At 64.5% G+C, this 15,943-nt stretch carries 13 protein-coding genes; 1 reads left to right on the forward strand and 12 read right to left on the reverse strand.

What is annotated here, in order from left to right:
* Positions 1-117 precede the first annotated feature (117 nt).
* Positions 118-1,083, forward strand: coding sequence for a UDP-N-acetylmuramate dehydrogenase (murB, locus tag JFN90_RS09330; protein WP_199394847.1), 966 nt, complete (start codon positions 118-120; stop codon positions 1,081-1,083).
* Here murB and JFN90_RS09335 read toward each other — a convergent pair.
* The 12 genes from JFN90_RS09335 to JFN90_RS09385 all read right to left on the reverse strand — a co-directional run bounded on the left by JFN90_RS09335 (position 1,080) and on the right by JFN90_RS09385 (position 15,850).
* Positions 1,080-3,560 (reverse strand): ATP-binding protein, encoded by a 2,481-nt coding sequence (locus tag JFN90_RS09335; RefSeq protein WP_199394848.1) that lies wholly within the window; start codon positions 3,558-3,560, stop codon positions 1,080-1,082. The genes murB and JFN90_RS09335 overlap by 4 nt on opposite strands.
* 134 nt (positions 3,561-3,694) lie before the next feature.
* The gene (locus JFN90_RS09340; protein WP_199394849.1) at positions 3,695-4,387 is read right to left on the reverse strand and encodes a PilZ domain-containing protein; all 693 of its coding nucleotides are present in this window, start codon (positions 4,385-4,387) and stop codon (positions 3,695-3,697) included.
* 102 nt (positions 4,388-4,489) lie between these two features.
* Positions 4,490-4,624: a hypothetical protein gene (locus JFN90_RS22400; RefSeq protein WP_268898649.1), complete on the reverse strand. Its 135-nt coding sequence runs from the start codon at positions 4,622-4,624 to the stop codon at positions 4,490-4,492.
* A 178-nt stretch (positions 4,625-4,802) separates the two neighbouring features.
* Positions 4,803-5,003, reverse strand: a complete 201-nt coding sequence (locus JFN90_RS09345) for a cold-shock protein (RefSeq protein ID WP_199394850.1) — start codon at positions 5,001-5,003, stop codon at positions 4,803-4,805.
* A 123-nt stretch (positions 5,004-5,126) separates the two neighbouring features.
* Positions 5,127-5,858, reverse strand: coding sequence for a hypothetical protein (locus JFN90_RS09350; protein ID WP_199394851.1), 732 nt, complete (start codon positions 5,856-5,858; stop codon positions 5,127-5,129).
* A gap of 72 nt (positions 5,859-5,930) precedes the next feature.
* The gene (locus JFN90_RS09355) at positions 5,931-8,450 is read right to left on the reverse strand and encodes a response regulator (RefSeq protein ID WP_199394852.1); all 2,520 of its coding nucleotides are present in this window, start codon (positions 8,448-8,450) and stop codon (positions 5,931-5,933) included.
* Between the two features lie 123 nt (positions 8,451-8,573).
* Entirely contained in the window at positions 8,574-9,332 is a 759-nt protein-coding gene (locus tag JFN90_RS09360; protein ID WP_199394853.1) for an NADH-quinone oxidoreductase subunit B family protein, read from the reverse strand.
* 21 nt (positions 9,333-9,353) lie between these two features.
* On the reverse strand, positions 9,354-10,865 hold the full coding sequence (locus JFN90_RS09365) for a hydrogenase large subunit (protein ID WP_199394854.1): 1,512 nt from the start codon (positions 10,863-10,865) through the stop codon (positions 9,354-9,356).
* Entirely contained in the window at positions 10,862-12,295 is a 1,434-nt protein-coding gene (locus JFN90_RS09370; protein ID WP_199394855.1) for a proton-conducting transporter transmembrane domain-containing protein, read from the reverse strand. Before JFN90_RS09370 ends, JFN90_RS09365 begins: the two co-directional genes overlap by 4 nt.
* Before the next feature lie 4 nt (positions 12,296-12,299).
* Positions 12,300-12,941 carry a hydrogenase gene (locus JFN90_RS09375; protein ID WP_199394856.1) on the reverse strand — a complete coding sequence of 214 codons (642 nt, stop codon included), beginning with the start codon at positions 12,939-12,941 and terminating at the stop codon, positions 12,300-12,302.
* Positions 12,942-12,945: 4 nt separating this feature from the next.
* Entirely contained in the window at positions 12,946-13,854 is a 909-nt protein-coding gene (locus tag JFN90_RS09380; protein WP_199394857.1) for a respiratory chain complex I subunit 1 family protein, read from the reverse strand.
* 19 nt (positions 13,855-13,873) lie between these two features.
* Positions 13,874-15,850, reverse strand: a complete 1,977-nt coding sequence (locus tag JFN90_RS09385) for a proton-conducting transporter transmembrane domain-containing protein (RefSeq protein WP_236018930.1) — start codon at positions 15,848-15,850, stop codon at positions 13,874-13,876.
* Positions 15,851-15,943: the final 93 nt, after the last annotated feature.

Genomic DNA, 15,943 nt, shown 5'->3' on the forward strand with positions numbered 1-15,943 from the left:
GACAGGCACCTGGCGGAGCCTGTCCCCTTCCCCCAACGCGCCCCCCCCCAACACTCGACCATGCGGCGTCCCCACCGCTGCATTGGCTTTCCAACCAACTCGTGTATTATATTCGCTATGCCAAATGCCAACCTGCACGCCGATTCCCGTCTCAACATTGAAGAGAACGTACCGCTGGCCCCCTTTACCTCCTTCCGGATCGGGGGACCGGCTCGCTTCCTGGTCGGCGCGCGCAGCCTGCGCGAACTCCAGGAGGCGCTGCGTTTCGCTCAAAAGATGCAGCTCCCCTTCTGCATCCTGGGTGGGGGAAGCAACCTCCTGATCAGCGACGACGGCTTCCCCGGCGTGGCCATACGGCTCTTGATGCACCGGGTCACCCGGTCCGGCGGCATGGTCCAGGTCCAGGCGGGCTTTGACCTCACCACCCTGGTCCACCGCACGGTCGCGTGGGGGCTCTCCGGGCTGGAGTCGCTGGCCGGCATCCCCGGGACCGTGGGCGGCGCGGTGCGGGGCAACGCCGGGGCCTACGGCGGCGCCATCGGTGACGTGCTGGCGACGGTCTCCGTACTCGACACCGTCACCCTGCAGACAGTAACGCTGCGCCGCGACGAGTGCGCTTTCGGCTACCGGGACTGCCGTTTCAAGCGCGATCCGGGGCTTGTGGTGGTAGGCGCGCTGCTGGCGCTCGTCCCCGGGGATCCGGACCAGATCGCCGCCAAGGTGGCGCAAACGCTGGCTAAACGTGAGGCGAAGCAGCTTTCCTGCGACAAAAGCGCCGGGTCCTTCTTCATGAACCCGAAGGTAGACGATGCGGATCTGATTGACAGGTTCGAGGAAGACCAGGGGGTGCGCTGCCGGGAATGCCGCATACCTGCGGGATGGCTCATCGATCAGGCGGGACTGCGCAACCTGCGGGTGGGGGGAGCGGCGGTGAGCCACCGACATGCCAACTACCTGGTCAACACGGGAGCGGCCACGGCTGCGGACATGGTGCAACTGGCCCGCCTGGTGCGGAAGGAAGTGCAGATGAAACTGGGGGTGGTGCTCAAGGAGGAGGTGAGCCCCCTGGGGGTCGTGATCTAAACCGGGGCGGCGACACGGCGGAAATCCTCCAAGGCCCGCTCCAGCGCCCCGAACTGTTCCGTCAGCGCCGAGCGCTCCTGTTCCTTTTGCGCCGACTGCTCCATCTGCAGCGCCACGGCGCGCATCACCTCTGCCCCGATACTGGCGGCGGCCCCCTTGATGCTGTGGGCCTGCAGGCGCACCTCGGGATAATCCTCCGCCTCCACCGCCTGCCGCAAAAGAATCATCAACTTGTCCGTGCTGTCCAGATACTTCCCCACGAACATCTCGACGTACTCCGCATCTCCCATCCGCTGCACCAGTCCCTCGCGGTCAAACACCGGAACGTCCCCCTCTGGCGAATGCCCCTTCAACCGCGACCGTTCCGGGTCCGGCAACCCCTGCGCACCTGCCTCCCGGGCGTTGGTAGCGGGGGGAGACACGGTGCTACTGTCGGGGCGGGTCGTGGCACATTCGGGTATCCAGCGCAGCAGCACCTCGGCCAACTGCCGGCAGTCAAAGGGCTTGCTGAGGTAGTCGTCCATCCCGGCGGCGAGACAGAGTTCGCGGTCGCCGGAGAGGGCGTTGGCCGTGAGGGCGACCACCGGCAGGTGCCGTCCCCCTTCGTTTTCTTCCCGGGCCCTGATGGCGCGGGTGGCTGCGTACCCGTCCATGTGCGGCATCTGGCAGTCCATGAAGACCAGGTGGTACTTCCCTTCCTTTATGGCAGCGACGGCGAGCTCGCCATTGTCGACGATCTCCACCCGACAGTCGAGTTGCCCCAACATATGCCGCACCACGTCCTGGTTCACCGGGTTGTCCTCCGCCACAAGGATGAGGGCGTCGAAGCTGGGCTTCGTCCAGCCTTGCAGCGGGGCCGACTGCTGCGCCAGGCATTCCGGGACTTCCTTGAGCACCTCCAGCCTGACGCTGAACCAGAAAGTGGAGCCGACGCCGTACTCGCTGGCAAGACCCAACTCTCCTTCCATCAACTGCGCCAGTTGCCGGGAAATGGCCAACCCCAGACCGGTGCCGCCGAAGGTCCTGGTGGTCGAGTAGTCCGCCTGGGAGAAGCTCTCGAAGATATGCGCCTGCGCCTCGGGCCGGATACCGATTCCGGTGTCCGCCACCTCGAAACGAAGCCATCCCTCCCCCTGTTCCGCCAGGGGGAGCGCCGTCAGGCGCACCTCACCGCGGCTGGTAAATTTGACCGCGTTGCCCAGCAGGTTCACCAGGATCTGGCGCAAGCGCACCGGGTCGCCCACCACGTAGCACGGCAGGTCCGGGTCGAGTTGCAGAGAAATCCCCACTCCCTTGCGCTGCGCCACCGCGGCGAACATCTCCAGCACACCGCCCAGGATGTCGTGCAGGTCGAAGGGGGCGGGTTCCAGTTCCATGCGCCCCGCCTCTATCTTGGAGAAGTCAAGGATGTCGTTGATGATCGACAACAGGGACTCGCCGGAATTGCGCACCGCTTCGGCGAAACGGCGCTGCTCGCCGCCAAGCCCGCTTTCCAAGAGCACCCGGGTCATCCCGAGCACCCCGTTCATCGGGGTCCGGATCTCGTGGCTCATGTTGGCCAGGAACTGGGACTTGGCAAGGCTCGCGGCCTCGGCCGCCTCCTTGGAGACCAGCAGTTCGGCGACGGTCTGGTTCAGTTCCCGGTTGGCCGCCGAGAGCTGCGCGGTGCGACGCTGCACCTCCCCCTCGAGCTCCTGACGCTGCGCCTCCAGTTGCTGGTCGCGCCGCTGGATCTGGCCCAGCATCTCGTTGAACCCCTCGATCAGCGTCCCCAGTTCGTCGTTGCCCTGCTTGGTCGCCCGCATCGAGTAGCTCTTCTCCGCCGAGACCGCCTTAATCACCTGCGCCAGGTGCGTGATGGGGGCCGAGATCAGGCGCTGCAGTCGCGTAGCGAGGAAGTACACCAGGAGCAGCGCGCTCAGCATCACCCCGGTAACCAGGAGGAAGAAGCGCGCCAGCCGGTCGGTGAACTCGCGGGGATCGGACTGCAGCACGACGGTGCCGATCTGCTGACCGTCCAAAAGGATGCGATGCACGCCGTAGATGTCCTCGCCTATGGCCAAGGGGGAAAGGGAATGCTGCAGGGTGGTGCGCAAGCGGTTCTGGTCGATGCTGATCCGGTCACCGTCGACCACGACGAAGGGGAGCGGATGTGCCGGCCTCCCGGGCGCCAGGTATCGGACTAGGACCGTATTGTCCTGCAGCACGATGAGAGCGGTGCGGAGGTAGGGCTTGGCGCGCAGGGCGGCGAGGGTTTCCCCGGCGGCCTGTCGGTCGTTGAAGGCTACCGCCGCGGAACTGTTGTTGCCGATGATCTCAGCGAGCGCCGTAAGCTCGGTCTGCATCTCGCTGCGGAAACGGTTTACCTCGTTCACCACGAACGCCGCCGAGACCAGCGCCAGCACGACGGCGTTGGTGAAAAGCAGCATGGCAATAAGTTTTCGTCGGATGGAGAGGTCGCGGAGCCGATTGATCATCTAGTTTCCCGTGGTGCCGGGGGACGGCGCAGGCCGCACGATCCCGGGGAGCGTTCTAATCCTTAGCTGATTAGTCGGCATCCGTAGCGGATTCTTTAGCGCCAAATGCCGGCACCACGTTGCGGGGGACGGGTTTAGCTGGGGGCGACCTGCTTCAGCCATTCGACCTGACGCGGCGACAGACCCTGGTCGAACATCACACCGACCCCGGGTATGCTGCGGCACCCTCCCCACGGGATGTTCCAACAGACGCCCGCTTCGATCGAGGCCTCACCGGCCAATTCGGGAAAGCTGAGCCAGACGCGTTCGGCCCTGGCAAAGGGGTGGGTGGTGTGCACGAAGGCACCTCCCTGGGAGATGTTGACGGTGAAGGTCTTGACCACTACGGCGCCGGGCAGGCCGTCGCGGGCGGAAAGGAGCAGGCTCAGATAGCTGTCTTTCCTGGCGAAGCGCCTGAGGCACCGGGCGGAGAAGGTGCCGCAGCGGTCCTGGATGAAGCGGGTGAGCGCGGCGTCGGTGTCGGCCGCGGCGGAGGAATCTTCCTGTGGGCCCAGCGTGATGCTCTGCTGTCTGGAGTCCCACTTGATGCGCAAGGTCGGGTAGAAGTTGATGCAGTCGTAGGCGATGTTCTTTTCTTCCTTGGAGCAGCGCACCAGGGTCAGTATGTCGACCAGCAGTCCGTTGTAGGCGGACGCCACGGTCATGCGCAGCACCTCATTGAAGTCGCCGGCGGTGTGGTAGCTGACCCCGATCCGGTCCAGGATCCGCTCGTAGGCCGACCTCGCCTCCGGTTCGCGCACCACCATCAGTATCCTGGTATCTTCCATGACGTCCGATCACCTCTGTGCCTGACAGCCGGTACCCGGAGGTGACTCCGGGCACCGATGATGTGGTCCGTGCTGCGGGGGGCCGCGTCCCCAGTGGTGTGTCTAGTGCTCTGCTTGGGTCACGCCCTGGTGATAGGATGTCAGGCCCCGGTCTTTCGCGACCACGTGCCCGACTACCGCGACCCCGGCCACGATGACTGCCACGCAGCAAACCCTGGTCCTCCTGGTGATCTTCATGAAAGAGCCTCCCGGTAAGATTAATTTTGACCAATAATGGATATCACAGGGGGAGATGTTGTCAACGATGGCGCCTGATCCAGCGCGGCGGGACGTGAGATGGAACGGTCGGGGTGGGGGCAAAAAAAAAGTCCCGGATCACTCCGGGACTTTCATTTACTACGCTAAGGAAAACTTCTTAGCTGCGGGACACGTTGGCAGCCTGCAGGCCTTTGGGGCCCTTGACTACTTCGAAGGTCACGCTATCGCCTTCAGCCAGGGATTTGAACCCGTCGCCGGTGATGGCGGAGAAGTGAACGAACACGTCGTCGCCATTCTCCTGCTCGATGAAACCAAACCCCTTGCTGTCGTTAAACCATTTTACAGTTCCGTTAACCATTTACTTTTACCTTCTCCATGCTTTCTGCGGTTTAATTCGTCCGGTTCATTCCGGAACTTGGACACCTTAGCAGCTTGGCTTTTACAATGCAAGCGATTAAATTTCGTCCTTTTCGTCCGGCAGCTAGGGGGCCGGTAGCGTCAGCTTTACCACAGTGTCCACGCCGTCAATGGTCAGGGTGGTGGTAGCGGAAGCATTGGCGAGGGTATTGCGCACGAAGATTCTCTCCCCATTGGAGAGGGGTAGAGACTGTTTTACATTGGTGAACTGAGTCAGATCCAAGCTCTTAAGAACAGTGGCTTGGTAGGCGGCGGTGCCTAAGTTAACAGTATCCTTAATGCTGACCAGATGCATTTGTGTCACGCCCACGGGTGTGGTGACGTCGGTATAGCTGATCATGAAGCCGCCGATCTGCTCAGGCTGTGAGAACGCAGACAGCTCAAAGCTTTTTGTGGTGCTGACGAAGTCGGCACTCACGTTGCCTATGGTGAGCGTAGTCGTGGTCGAAGTTCCCAGGGTACTCGCGGTCTTGTGGCTCACCGTCACCTTGTCGCCGTTTGCCACCGTGCCATCGCTGCTCGTGGCGGTCCCGCCGTTGATGCTGTAGGTGCTGCCGGTGGCCCCGCTGACTTTGATAGGACTGGTAGCCGCAGTCAGGCCGGTAACCTCGATTTCCTTCGAGGTGACCGGCACACCCTTGTCTTGGCCGGTGGCGGGTTCAAAGGAAAACTGATCCGGTGTGGTAGGTTCCCTCACGTACTGCGGAAACCAGTCGATCTCGCCGCAGCCGGCAATGACAAGAACCAGCAACAGGGGAATGATACGCAAAAGGTGTCGGCAGAATGAAGGCTTCATGGCAGGCCTCGCTCCAGGTAGATTTTGGCAAAGCCCGGATACTACTCAAACAACCGAGCGTTGACAAGAGGATTAACGTAACTGGCTGGAGTTCCCCCAGTCCAGCGCGGAGAGTACCTCGCGTAGTGCCGAGAGCTTGTACGGCTTTTGCACGAAAGCGGAGATCCCCTTGCCCAGGAACTTGCGGGAGACCTCATGCTCGCTGAACCCGCTGGACATCACCACCTTGATCTGCGGGTCGATCCTGCGCAGCTCCCTGAAGCACTGCTCCCCATCCATCTGCGGCATGGTCAGGTCGAGCAGCACCAGCACGATGTCGCGGCGGTTGCGGAAGATCTCCACCCCTTCCCGCCCGTCTGCGGCCGTCACCACCTCGAACCCCAGTTCCCCGAGCATCTCACTGCCGAGATCCCTGATGGTAGCTTCGTCGTCGACAAGCAGGACGGTACCACTCCCCCTCCAGGATTGCTCCGGCGCGCACGCCATGTGCGGCGACTCGCCCGTCGCGGTGCCGGCGGACAGCACGACCTTGAAGGTGCTCCCCCGCCCGGGCTCGCTGTAGACCCGGATGGCGCCCATATGGCCGCGGACGATGCCGAGCACCGCCGCCATCCCGAGCCCGCGCCCGGTGAATTTGGTGGTGAAGAAGGGATCGAAGATCTTCGCCATGGTTTCCCGATCCATGCCGCAGCCGGTATCCGAAACCTCGATGTAGACGTAGATCCCGGGCGGAAGTGGATCCGAGAGCCACCCCGTGTTGCAGTCCCCCTCGTTGCACTCCATCTGGCCAGTGGTGATGGTGATGATGCCACTGTCGTCGCCGATCGCCTCGGAGGCGTTGATCACCAGGTTCATCACCACCTGCCTGATCTGCGTGGCGTCGGCGGTGATGGACGGCAGGGGACGGGACAGCCGGTAGTTGAGCTGGGCTTTCTTGGCGACCGAAACGCTCAGCATCTGGCCCATCTCCTCCACCAGGGTGTTCAGGTCCAGTTCCTCGGTGACGAAGTGCCCTTTGCCGGAGTACGCCAACATCTGGCGCGCCAGGTCGGCGGCCCTCGATGCCGCCACCTCGATGCGACGCAGGTTTTCCTGCGCGGGGGACTCCGGGTTGAGCCTCATCAAGGCGAGATCGGCATTGCCGACGATGGCGGTGAGAATGTTGTTGAAGTCGTGGGCGATGCCCCCGGCCAGAACCCCGAGGCTCTCCAGTTTCTGGGTGTGCAGCATCTGCTTTTCCAGCTTCAGCCGCTCTTCCTCCGAGCGTTTCCTGAGCGTTATGTCGCGCGCGGACCAGATAACTCGATCCCCGTCCAAGGGGGCGACGTTGCCGGTGAACCAGACTTCCGTCCCGTTGCAGTCGAGCGCGTAGTCAATGGACATGGTCTCGCCGCGGTCCAGGGCATTCTCAATGGTCTTGAGGAAAAGGTCAGCCTGTTCCTTCGGGAAGACGTCCTTGATACGCTGCCCCAGCAATTCCATCGGGGGACGGTACAGCCTGTCGGTGCTAGTCGGGGCGATTTCCAGGTAGCGCCCTTCCCGGTCCAAGACCAGGATGACGTCGGTCAGGGAAGTGAAGATGGAGCGGAGCTTGATCTCGGAGGCCTTGAGCGCCTCCTCGGCGTGTTTGCGCTCGATTACCTCGTTTTGCAGCATGGCGTTGGACTCAGACAGCTCGCGCGTCTTCTCGTCGACCATGCGCTGCAACAGCTGCGGCTGGCACATGAACCACCACGCCACCAGGGAGCAGAGCGAGCTCAGAAAGAGGACCAGCAGGATTTCCACCACCATAAAGCCGGTGATGTGCCAGCCGTGTACCGGCTCAACGGAAACGGTCCATACCCCGTTGGGAACCTCCAGCTTCTGGCTGACGGGCTGCCGCAGCGGTCCCCCCACCGACCAGAAGACATCGGTTTTCCCGGTGTCGGGGTGAGTACGGGAGATCTGGTAGTTGTACTCCTTGCCCAAAAGCGACAGCTGGGCATTGCCCAGGAATTGATCCAGGCGCAGCAGTGCGGTGGTGAAGCCCCAGAACCTTTCCCGCCCCCCTGCGTCCTTCAGGAATACAGGGAGCCGGCCGATTACCGCCTTACCCCCTCCCTGGATCAACTCGAAGGGGCCGGCCAGGGTCAGCGACCTGGTGCGCACAGCAAGGAGCGCTTCTTTATTGCGCCGGTTGTCCGCCAGGAGGTTGTGCCCGATCGCCTTTTCGTTCCCTTGCAAAGGGACGACCTCGGTGATGATGCCGCTGGGGGCTAACTGGAGCGCGCTGATGCCCGGATAGAGCTGCAGCATCTCCCGGGCAAGCTGGGGGAAATTCTTGATGACGCCGTTGTCCTGCCGGATCAGCGCCGCGAGGGCATAGGTGGAGGAAAGGGCACGATTGAGGTTGTCCCGGATGCCGTAGGCGACCTGGGCGGTGAGGTCGGCGGCAGCCTGGCGGCGGATCTGCTCGCGATTCTCCTCGTAGAGCCCGACCGTGGTTCCGCTGACGATCATGCCGAGCAGAAAGGCGGCAAGGCTTACCCTGATGATGCGGGAACTGCCCGGGGATGAATGCCGCTCCCGGCTCTGTTCTTGGGTATTTTTCATGGGCCGCTCATGGCAGTCGGAGCCGGCCGTTGTGGGACGGCTCCAGGCTGAGAACTGGGACAGTTTTTGAATAACCCAAAGCCGCCGCATTGTCAGCAAAAAACGGAATAATCTCTGGCGCCATCACCCCATGCGGTTCAAAAGGCGCAACAGTCCGTCGAGGATGGTGACCGGGTGGGGCGGGCATCCCGGAATGTAGAGGTCGACCGGCAACAGGCCGTCCACCCCGTCGTTGGCCGCGGGGGAGCCGATGAAGGGGCCGCCGTTGATGGCGCAGGCGCCGCAGGCCACCACGAGCTTCGGGGCGGGGATGGCCTGGTAGGTCTGCAGCAGCGCCTCGCGCATGTTCTCGGTGACCGGGCCGGTGACCCAGAGGGCGTCGGCGTGGCGCGGGCTGGCGACGAACTGCAGCCCGAAGCGCCCCATGTCCCAGCCGATGGTGGAGAGGACGTTGCTGTCGGCCTCGCAGGCATTGCAACCGCCGGCAACCACGGAGCGGAATTTAAGCGAGCGGCCGAACAGGGCCAGCATCTTTTTATCGAGCGCCTGGGCCAGCCTGCGCTCCTCCCCATCCCGCACCACCAGGTCCTCGCGACGGTTCACGGCGAGGCGCGGGTCGTTGCCGTAGGAGATGGCGCCACTCGGGCAGGCGTCGGCGCACTCGGCGCAGAACAGGCACTTGCCCAGGTCCACGGCGAGCCCGTCTTTACACCCCACCGCCCCCACCGGGCAGGCGTCGGCGCAGAGACGGCAGTCGGGAGGGCAGAGAGAGCTTTTCAGCTCAGGGTAGCCGCGGAAGCGCTCCGGCAACGGCAGCGGCTCCTTCGGGTACGCCATGGTGCGGTGCCCCTGCTTGATGCGGGCGAGGATGGCCTTGATCATGATGCGACTCCTGTCGATCCCCTACAGGTCGAACCCGCAGTAGGAAAGGTTGAAGCTCTTGTTGCACAGCGGGAAGTCCGAGATCTGCCCGCCACGGAGCGCCAGCGCGAGACCGGTCCAGTTGTGGAAGGAGGGGTCGGTCACCTTGTAGCGCTGGAAATCCCCCTTGGCGTCGGTCACCGCCACGTGGCAGATCTCGCCGCGCCACCCTTCGGTGAGCGCCACAGCGAGTTGGTCCCCCGCCACCTCGCGCACCGGGTTGGCCACGGCGACCCCGGGAAGCTGGGAAAGCTGTTCCTCGATGAAGTCGAGTGACTTCTCGATCTCCAGCCAGCGCACCAGGGTCCGTGCGTAGACGTCGCCGCTCTTCGCGGTCTCCACCGGGATCTGGCTCATGCTGTAGATGCCGAAGGGGTGATCGCGGCGGATGTCGCGGTTCAGGCCGCTGGCGCGGGCGGCGGGTCCCACCAGCCCGAGATCGATGGCGGTCTGCTCACTCACCACCCCGGTCCCCTCCAGCCTTGCCAGCACGGACGGCGCGTCCCAGAGGAGATCGACGGCGTTACTCACCTCGTCGCGGGCCACCTTGATCCGGTCGGACAGCTGCCGCGCCCCGGCACCGTCCAGGTCGAAGCGCACCCCGCCCGGCAGAACCAGGTCGCGGCCGAAACGGCTGCCGCAGATCCCCGCGGTCATGTTGAGGAAGTCGCCGCGGATCCTGCCGCAGAAGGAGGCGGTGGGTAGGTAACCGACGTCGCCTGCGATGGCGCCCAGGTCGCCGGTGTGGTTCGCCAACCGCTCCAGCTCGAGGGCGATGCCGCGCACCGCCTGGGCCCGGGCCGGCACCCGCGTCTCGGAGAGCGCCTCGACGATCATGGCGTAGGCTGTGCCGTGGCCGATGCTGGTGTCACCCGCCACGGTCTCCATCAGCTTGCGTTTGCGCTCGTCCGGGCGTCCCAGCATCATCCGCTCGACGCCCCGGTGCTGGTAGCCGAGCGAGATTTCCAGGTGCATCACCTCTTCGCCGAAGCACTGGAAGCGGAAATGTCCAGGCTCGATGATGCCGGCGTGCACCGGCCCCACCGCCACCTCGTGCACCTCCTCCCCTTCCACCCGGTAGAAATCCATGACGCCGATGATGGGCGGGGGGGCGGGAATGTCACCGGGGAGGGATCCGAAGGCCGGCGCGAAGCGGACCGGCTTGGGCCAGGGATGCCCCTCCAGGTTCAAGTAGAACTGCTCGGCGATCTCGCGCTCGAAAAGGTGCAGCTGCGGCGCGTCAGCTACCAGCGAGTAGAAGCTCTTGCCGGTGATCAGGGTGCTCATGACGCCGATGGAAGCGTGGGTCTTGAAGGAAAGGAGGCAGAACAGGCACACCCCCTCCTCCTCCTGCATGCCGAAGTAGGAGACCACGCGCCAGCCGCCGGCGAGGGCGGAGAGTAGAGACTGGGCGAAGCGCTCGGGCGCGTGGCGCGGGATCTCGTGGCGCGACAAGACGCCGCCGTTCTGGGTGAAGACCAGGGCCGGGCTCATGCCTCACCTCCCAAAAGCCGCGCCGCCTCGTGCAGGAGTTCCTGCAGCGGCGTCGGGATCCACAGCCCCAGCACCAGCACGAGCCCCATGAGCGCCAGCGGGGGCAACACGGTCGGGACGGCATCGCGGTACCGGGTCCGCTCCAGGTCAGGCGGCACCTCGCCCAGGACCACCGGTAGCACGGTGGAGGCCATGCCGATGAAGATCAGCGCCAGGAAGAGGAGGAAGAGGCCGCCGGTCCAGTGGTTCCCCTGCCCGAAGGCGGAGGAGACGATGAGAAACTCGCTGACAAAGGGGGCGAAGGGGGGCGAACCGGTGATGGCGAGGAAGGCTGCCAGAAAGAGCGCCGCCGACCAGGGGGTGCGCCGGAGGGCGCCGCGCACGAACTGGGTGCTCTTGGAGTTGTAGGCGCGGTGGATGTTGCCGCAGGAGAGAAAGAGCACCCCCTTGGTGAGGGAGTTGTTGATCATGTGCAAGAGCCCGGCAAAGAGTGCGCCCTTGCCCAGGCCGAGCGCCACGGCAATGATGCCGACGTGCTCGACGCTGGAATAGGCGAGCATCCTCTTGAAGTCGCTCTGGCGCGCCATGAAGACGGCGGCGAAGGCCATGGAGACCAATCCCATGGTGAGGAGCACCTGCTGGAAGAGCGGGCCTTCGGTCGAGGCGGCCGCCACCTGGTAGACGCGCAGCAGCGCCAGCAGGGCGCAGTTCACCAAGCCGCCGGCGAGAAGAGCGCCCACAAGCCCCGGCGCCTCGCCGTAGGCGTCCGGCTTCCAGGTGTGCAAGGGGGCGAGCCCCATCTTGGAGCCGAAGCCGACCAGGAGGAAGATGAAGGCGGCATGGCGCCACCCCGGGTGCAGCGCGGCCGCGTCCCGGATCAGGGCCGGAAGGAGGAGGCTCACCTCCTGCTGGGCCACAATGGTGGAGTAAGCCAGGAAGAAGAGCCCCAAAAGGGCGATGGCGATGCCGACCGAGCAGATCAGGAGGTACTTCCAAGTCGCCTCGATGGAGCGGGCGTTGTGGTTGAAGTAGATAAGCGGCGCCATGGTCAGGGTGGTGGCCTCCAGGGCGATCCACAAAAGCCCCAGGTGCTGCGAGATCACCACCAGCGAGGTAGCGGAGAGACAGACCAGCAGCGAGGCGCACAGGACCCGGTTGGGGCGCTTCAAGCGGTAGCTCAGGTAGCCGACCGCGTAGAGGGAGCAGATGGTGAAAAGCACGCTGTTGGCCATGAGCACGAGCTTGCCCAGGGGGTCGAGCCATATCCATCCCGCCGGGGAAGGGGGTGGCGTGTGCACCAGGAGCGCCGCACTCACGGCCAGGTGCGCCAGGGAGAAAACGGGAAGCACCCAGACGCGCCGGCGGTTGTCCGGGACGAGCCAGGAGAGCGCGGCGCCAAGAAGCGGAAGCAGTACCAGGGCCCACATCATGTCGCTAATCCTCCCTCAGCGCGGAAAGTCTCGAGGTGTCGATGCTCGAGAACTCGCGGCTGATGTGGTTGATGACGATCCCCATCACGAAGATGCCGACCAGGAGGTCGAGGAGCGCCCCCGCCTCCACCATGACAGGCATGGCGTCGGCCAAAAGGAGGCCGAACAGGAAGATGCCGTTCTCCATGAGCAGATAACCGAGCACCTGCGAGATCGCCTTGCGTCTCCCCATGAGCACCAGGAAGCCGCTCATGAGGGTGGCGGCCGCGGCCGGGACGATCAGGAGCCCCTCGTGCTCCGGGGCGAGCGGGAGCCTGGCGGCGAAGATGAAGGCCAGCGAGGTGAAGAGCGCCCCCAGCACCAGCGACGGGATGTAGCCGATGAAGGGGGAGAACTCGCGCTCGATCTCCGCTTTCTTGATGGCCCGGATGATCAGCACCGGGATCAGCCCCCCCTTGACCAGGATGATGCTCACTACGATGAAGCTGACGTGCCAGGAGAAAGGATGCACCAGCGCCGGGAGCGTCCCGAGCAGTACCCCCTGCACCGCCACGCAGCGCACCGAGAAGGCGAGCCGGCTGGTGCCAAGGACGGCGAAGTTGATCAAAAGACAGAGAACCAGCAACTGGTCGGCCAAGGAATTCATGTGGTCACCTCACAACCAGAACCAGGGAGAATGCGGTCAGGATCAAGGCCGCGACCAGGAGTTGCGGCACGCGGATCAGCCTCAGGCGCGCCATCACTGACTCCACCACCCCGATGGCGACGGCGAGAAGCAGCATCCCCGCCGCGAACACCACCCAGTCCAGGTAGGCGTTCCCCGAGGCAAACGGCAGGGCGATGTTCACGAAGAGCGCGCCCAGAAGATAGAGCTTCAGCGCGGCGCCGTAGAGGACGCAGCTGAAATAGGGGCCGCTATGGTCCAGCACCATCACCTCGTGGATCATGGTGAGTTCCAGGTGGGTGTTGGGGTCGTCGAACGGGATGCGGCAGTTCTCCGCGAGGAGCACCACGAAGAGCCCCGCCAAGAGCAGGATCAGCGAGGCACCGGTTGCCATCCAGACCGGGAGCGTCACGTGGTGCAGCATCGGCGTCAGGCTCATGGTGCCGGAGAGCCGGGTCAGAGTGATCAAGGCGAAGAAGAGGGTCGGCTCGGCCAGGCAGGAGAAGCTCACCTCGCGGGCCGCCCCCATCCCCTCGAAGCTGGAGGCGGTGTCGAGCGCCGCGGTGGTGGTGAAGAAACGCCCCAGGGCGAAGAGGTAGGCGAACAGGATCATGTCCCCCTCGAAGGAGACCGGCGCTGGGTGTTTGCCCAGCGGCACCAGGAGCGCCGCGAACAGGGTGGCGGCGAGGGTCACCACCGGCCCGGCGCGGAAGATCCAGGTGGTGCTGTCGGAGAGGACGATCCCCTTTTTCATGAGCCTTGCCAGGTCGTAGTAGGGCTGCAGGAACGGGGCGCCGACCCGCCCGGCGAAGGCCGCCTTGGTCTTGCCGATCACCCCCAGTAACAGCGGGGGCATGGCGAGCACCAGCACCACGTGGAAGATTGTGTCGATCATGTCCAACTCCTGTGCCTCTCTATTGCACCCACAACAAAAGCAGCATCAGCGTCACGAAGATATAGAGAATATAAATCTGCACCTCGCCGTGCTGCAGCCTCCGGACGAAGGCGCAGCCGACGCCGACGACGTTCAGGACCGGCAGCACCACGCGGTGCAGCAGGGTCTCTTCGGGGTGGTAGCTCAACCGCACCGCGGCCGGGGTGAGGCCGGTCACGGCCCCCATGGTGATCCGGGTGCGGATCAACGACCCCGAAAGAGAGGAAAAGAGGGCGCCGAACGAGCTGCCGGTGTATTGGATGCGCGGCGACGGCCGGAGGTAGCCGCAGCCCCAGGTGGGGGCGGAGACGGCGCTCCCCCTGGTCTTTAGGTGCAGGAACAGGAACAAAAGGGCCGCCAGGCAGATGACGCTACCCCCGGCCAGCGCGAACCAGAGCGGCGCGATCGGGAGGACGGCGGCATGAGCCAGGTCAGGGGAGAACCCCCGGATAGCGGGCCGCACCAGGGCCAGGAAAAGTTGCGGGAAAAGGCCACCGACGAGGGCGAGAGAGGCCAGGAGGGCCATGGGGGCCAGCATGGTCCCGGTCGCCTCGTGGGCACCGGCAGCTTCCGCCGTGCGCGGCGCCCCTAAAAAGGCGATGCCGTAGAGCTTCACGAAGGCGATCACGGCGACGCCCCCCACCAGGGCCAACACCGGCGCCCCCAGGGCCACGAAGGGCTGCCCGGCCCGCGCCTCTCCGAAGAAACCAAGGTAGAGGAGCATCTCGCTGGCGAAGCCGTTGAAGGGGGGGAGGCCGCAGATGGCGATCGCGCCGCACAGGGTGAAGAAGGCGGTATAGGGAAGGCGGCGCGCCAGCCCCCCCATTCGGTCCAGGTCGCGGGTGCCGGCGGCATGCATGACGCTGCCGGCACAGAAGAAGAGTAGCGGTTTGAAAATGGCGTGGTTCAGCACGTGAAAGAGCGCGCCGGCCAGTCCCAGGAAGGCGAGTCGCTGGTTGCCGGTCCCCTGCCCCACAAGGAACATGCCGATACCGGCGCAGATGATGCCCAGGTTCTCGATGCTGCTGTAGGCCAAGAGCCGCTTGATGTCCTTCTGAGCCGAGGCGACGCAGATCCCCATCACTGCCGAGGTGAGCCCCGCGGCCGTGAGCACTGCGCCCCACCAGAGCGGACGCTCAGGGAAGAACGAGATCACGCGCAGGACACCGTAAATGCCGACCTTCAGCATGACCCCGGAGAGCACCGCCGAGACGTGGCTCGGTGCGTTGGCGTGGGCCGACGGGAGCCACAGGTGCAGCGGCATGAGACCCGCCTTGGAGCCGAAGCCGGCCAGGGCCAGGAGGAAGAGCGTACCGGCCAGTCCCGCACCGACGGCAAGCGAACCGGCGGGGGGAAACCCGAAGCCGCCGGTAATCATGAACAGCGAGGCGAACAGCAACAGGAGCGCGGCGCCACCCAGGTGGCTTGCCACCAGGTAGACCGTCCCCGCGCTACGCACCTCCGCCTCGCGGTGCTCCGCGACCAGCAGGAAGTAGCCGGAGAGCGCCATGATTTCCCACGACATCATGAACAGCGCGCCGTTGCGGGCCACCACCACCAGCGCCATGGCGCACGCCAGGATGCCGTAGAAAAAGGTGACGCTTCTTTGGGAACTGTGCGAGGCGGTGGGCCAGTAACCGAGGGCGTAAAGGGAGCCGGCGGGGAACACCAAAAAGATGGGGATCAGAAAGAATAAAGAGAGAGGGTCGAGGGCGACTTCGCAGGGGCCGAAGGGGAGATTCCAGTTCAAGAGAAAGCTTGCTTCTCCTCCACCCAGCAAGAGGTAGAGAAGAGACGGCAGCGCGAGGAGAGAACTCGTCAGAGCGGCTACCGCGGCCAGCCGTTGTCCGAGCGTCCCGTCCCGAAACACGAGACCGGGGAGCCCCGAGCAGCCGGCTAAAGCTATTGCGCAAAGGACCAAGGAAGCCGGGTCCCGCATCATGTCAAAAAACAACATAACCCACCCTTTCGAACCAGGAACGGATCGTCATCTGCCCATCGAGTTTCAACCTCCAACGCAACCGGGGATGCCGGTGCCGCGGAAGGGGAG

Source organism: Geomonas propionica (genome assembly GCF_016458235.1).
Taxonomy (GTDB): domain Bacteria; phylum Desulfobacterota; class Desulfuromonadia; order Geobacterales; family Geobacteraceae; genus Geomonas; species Geomonas propionica.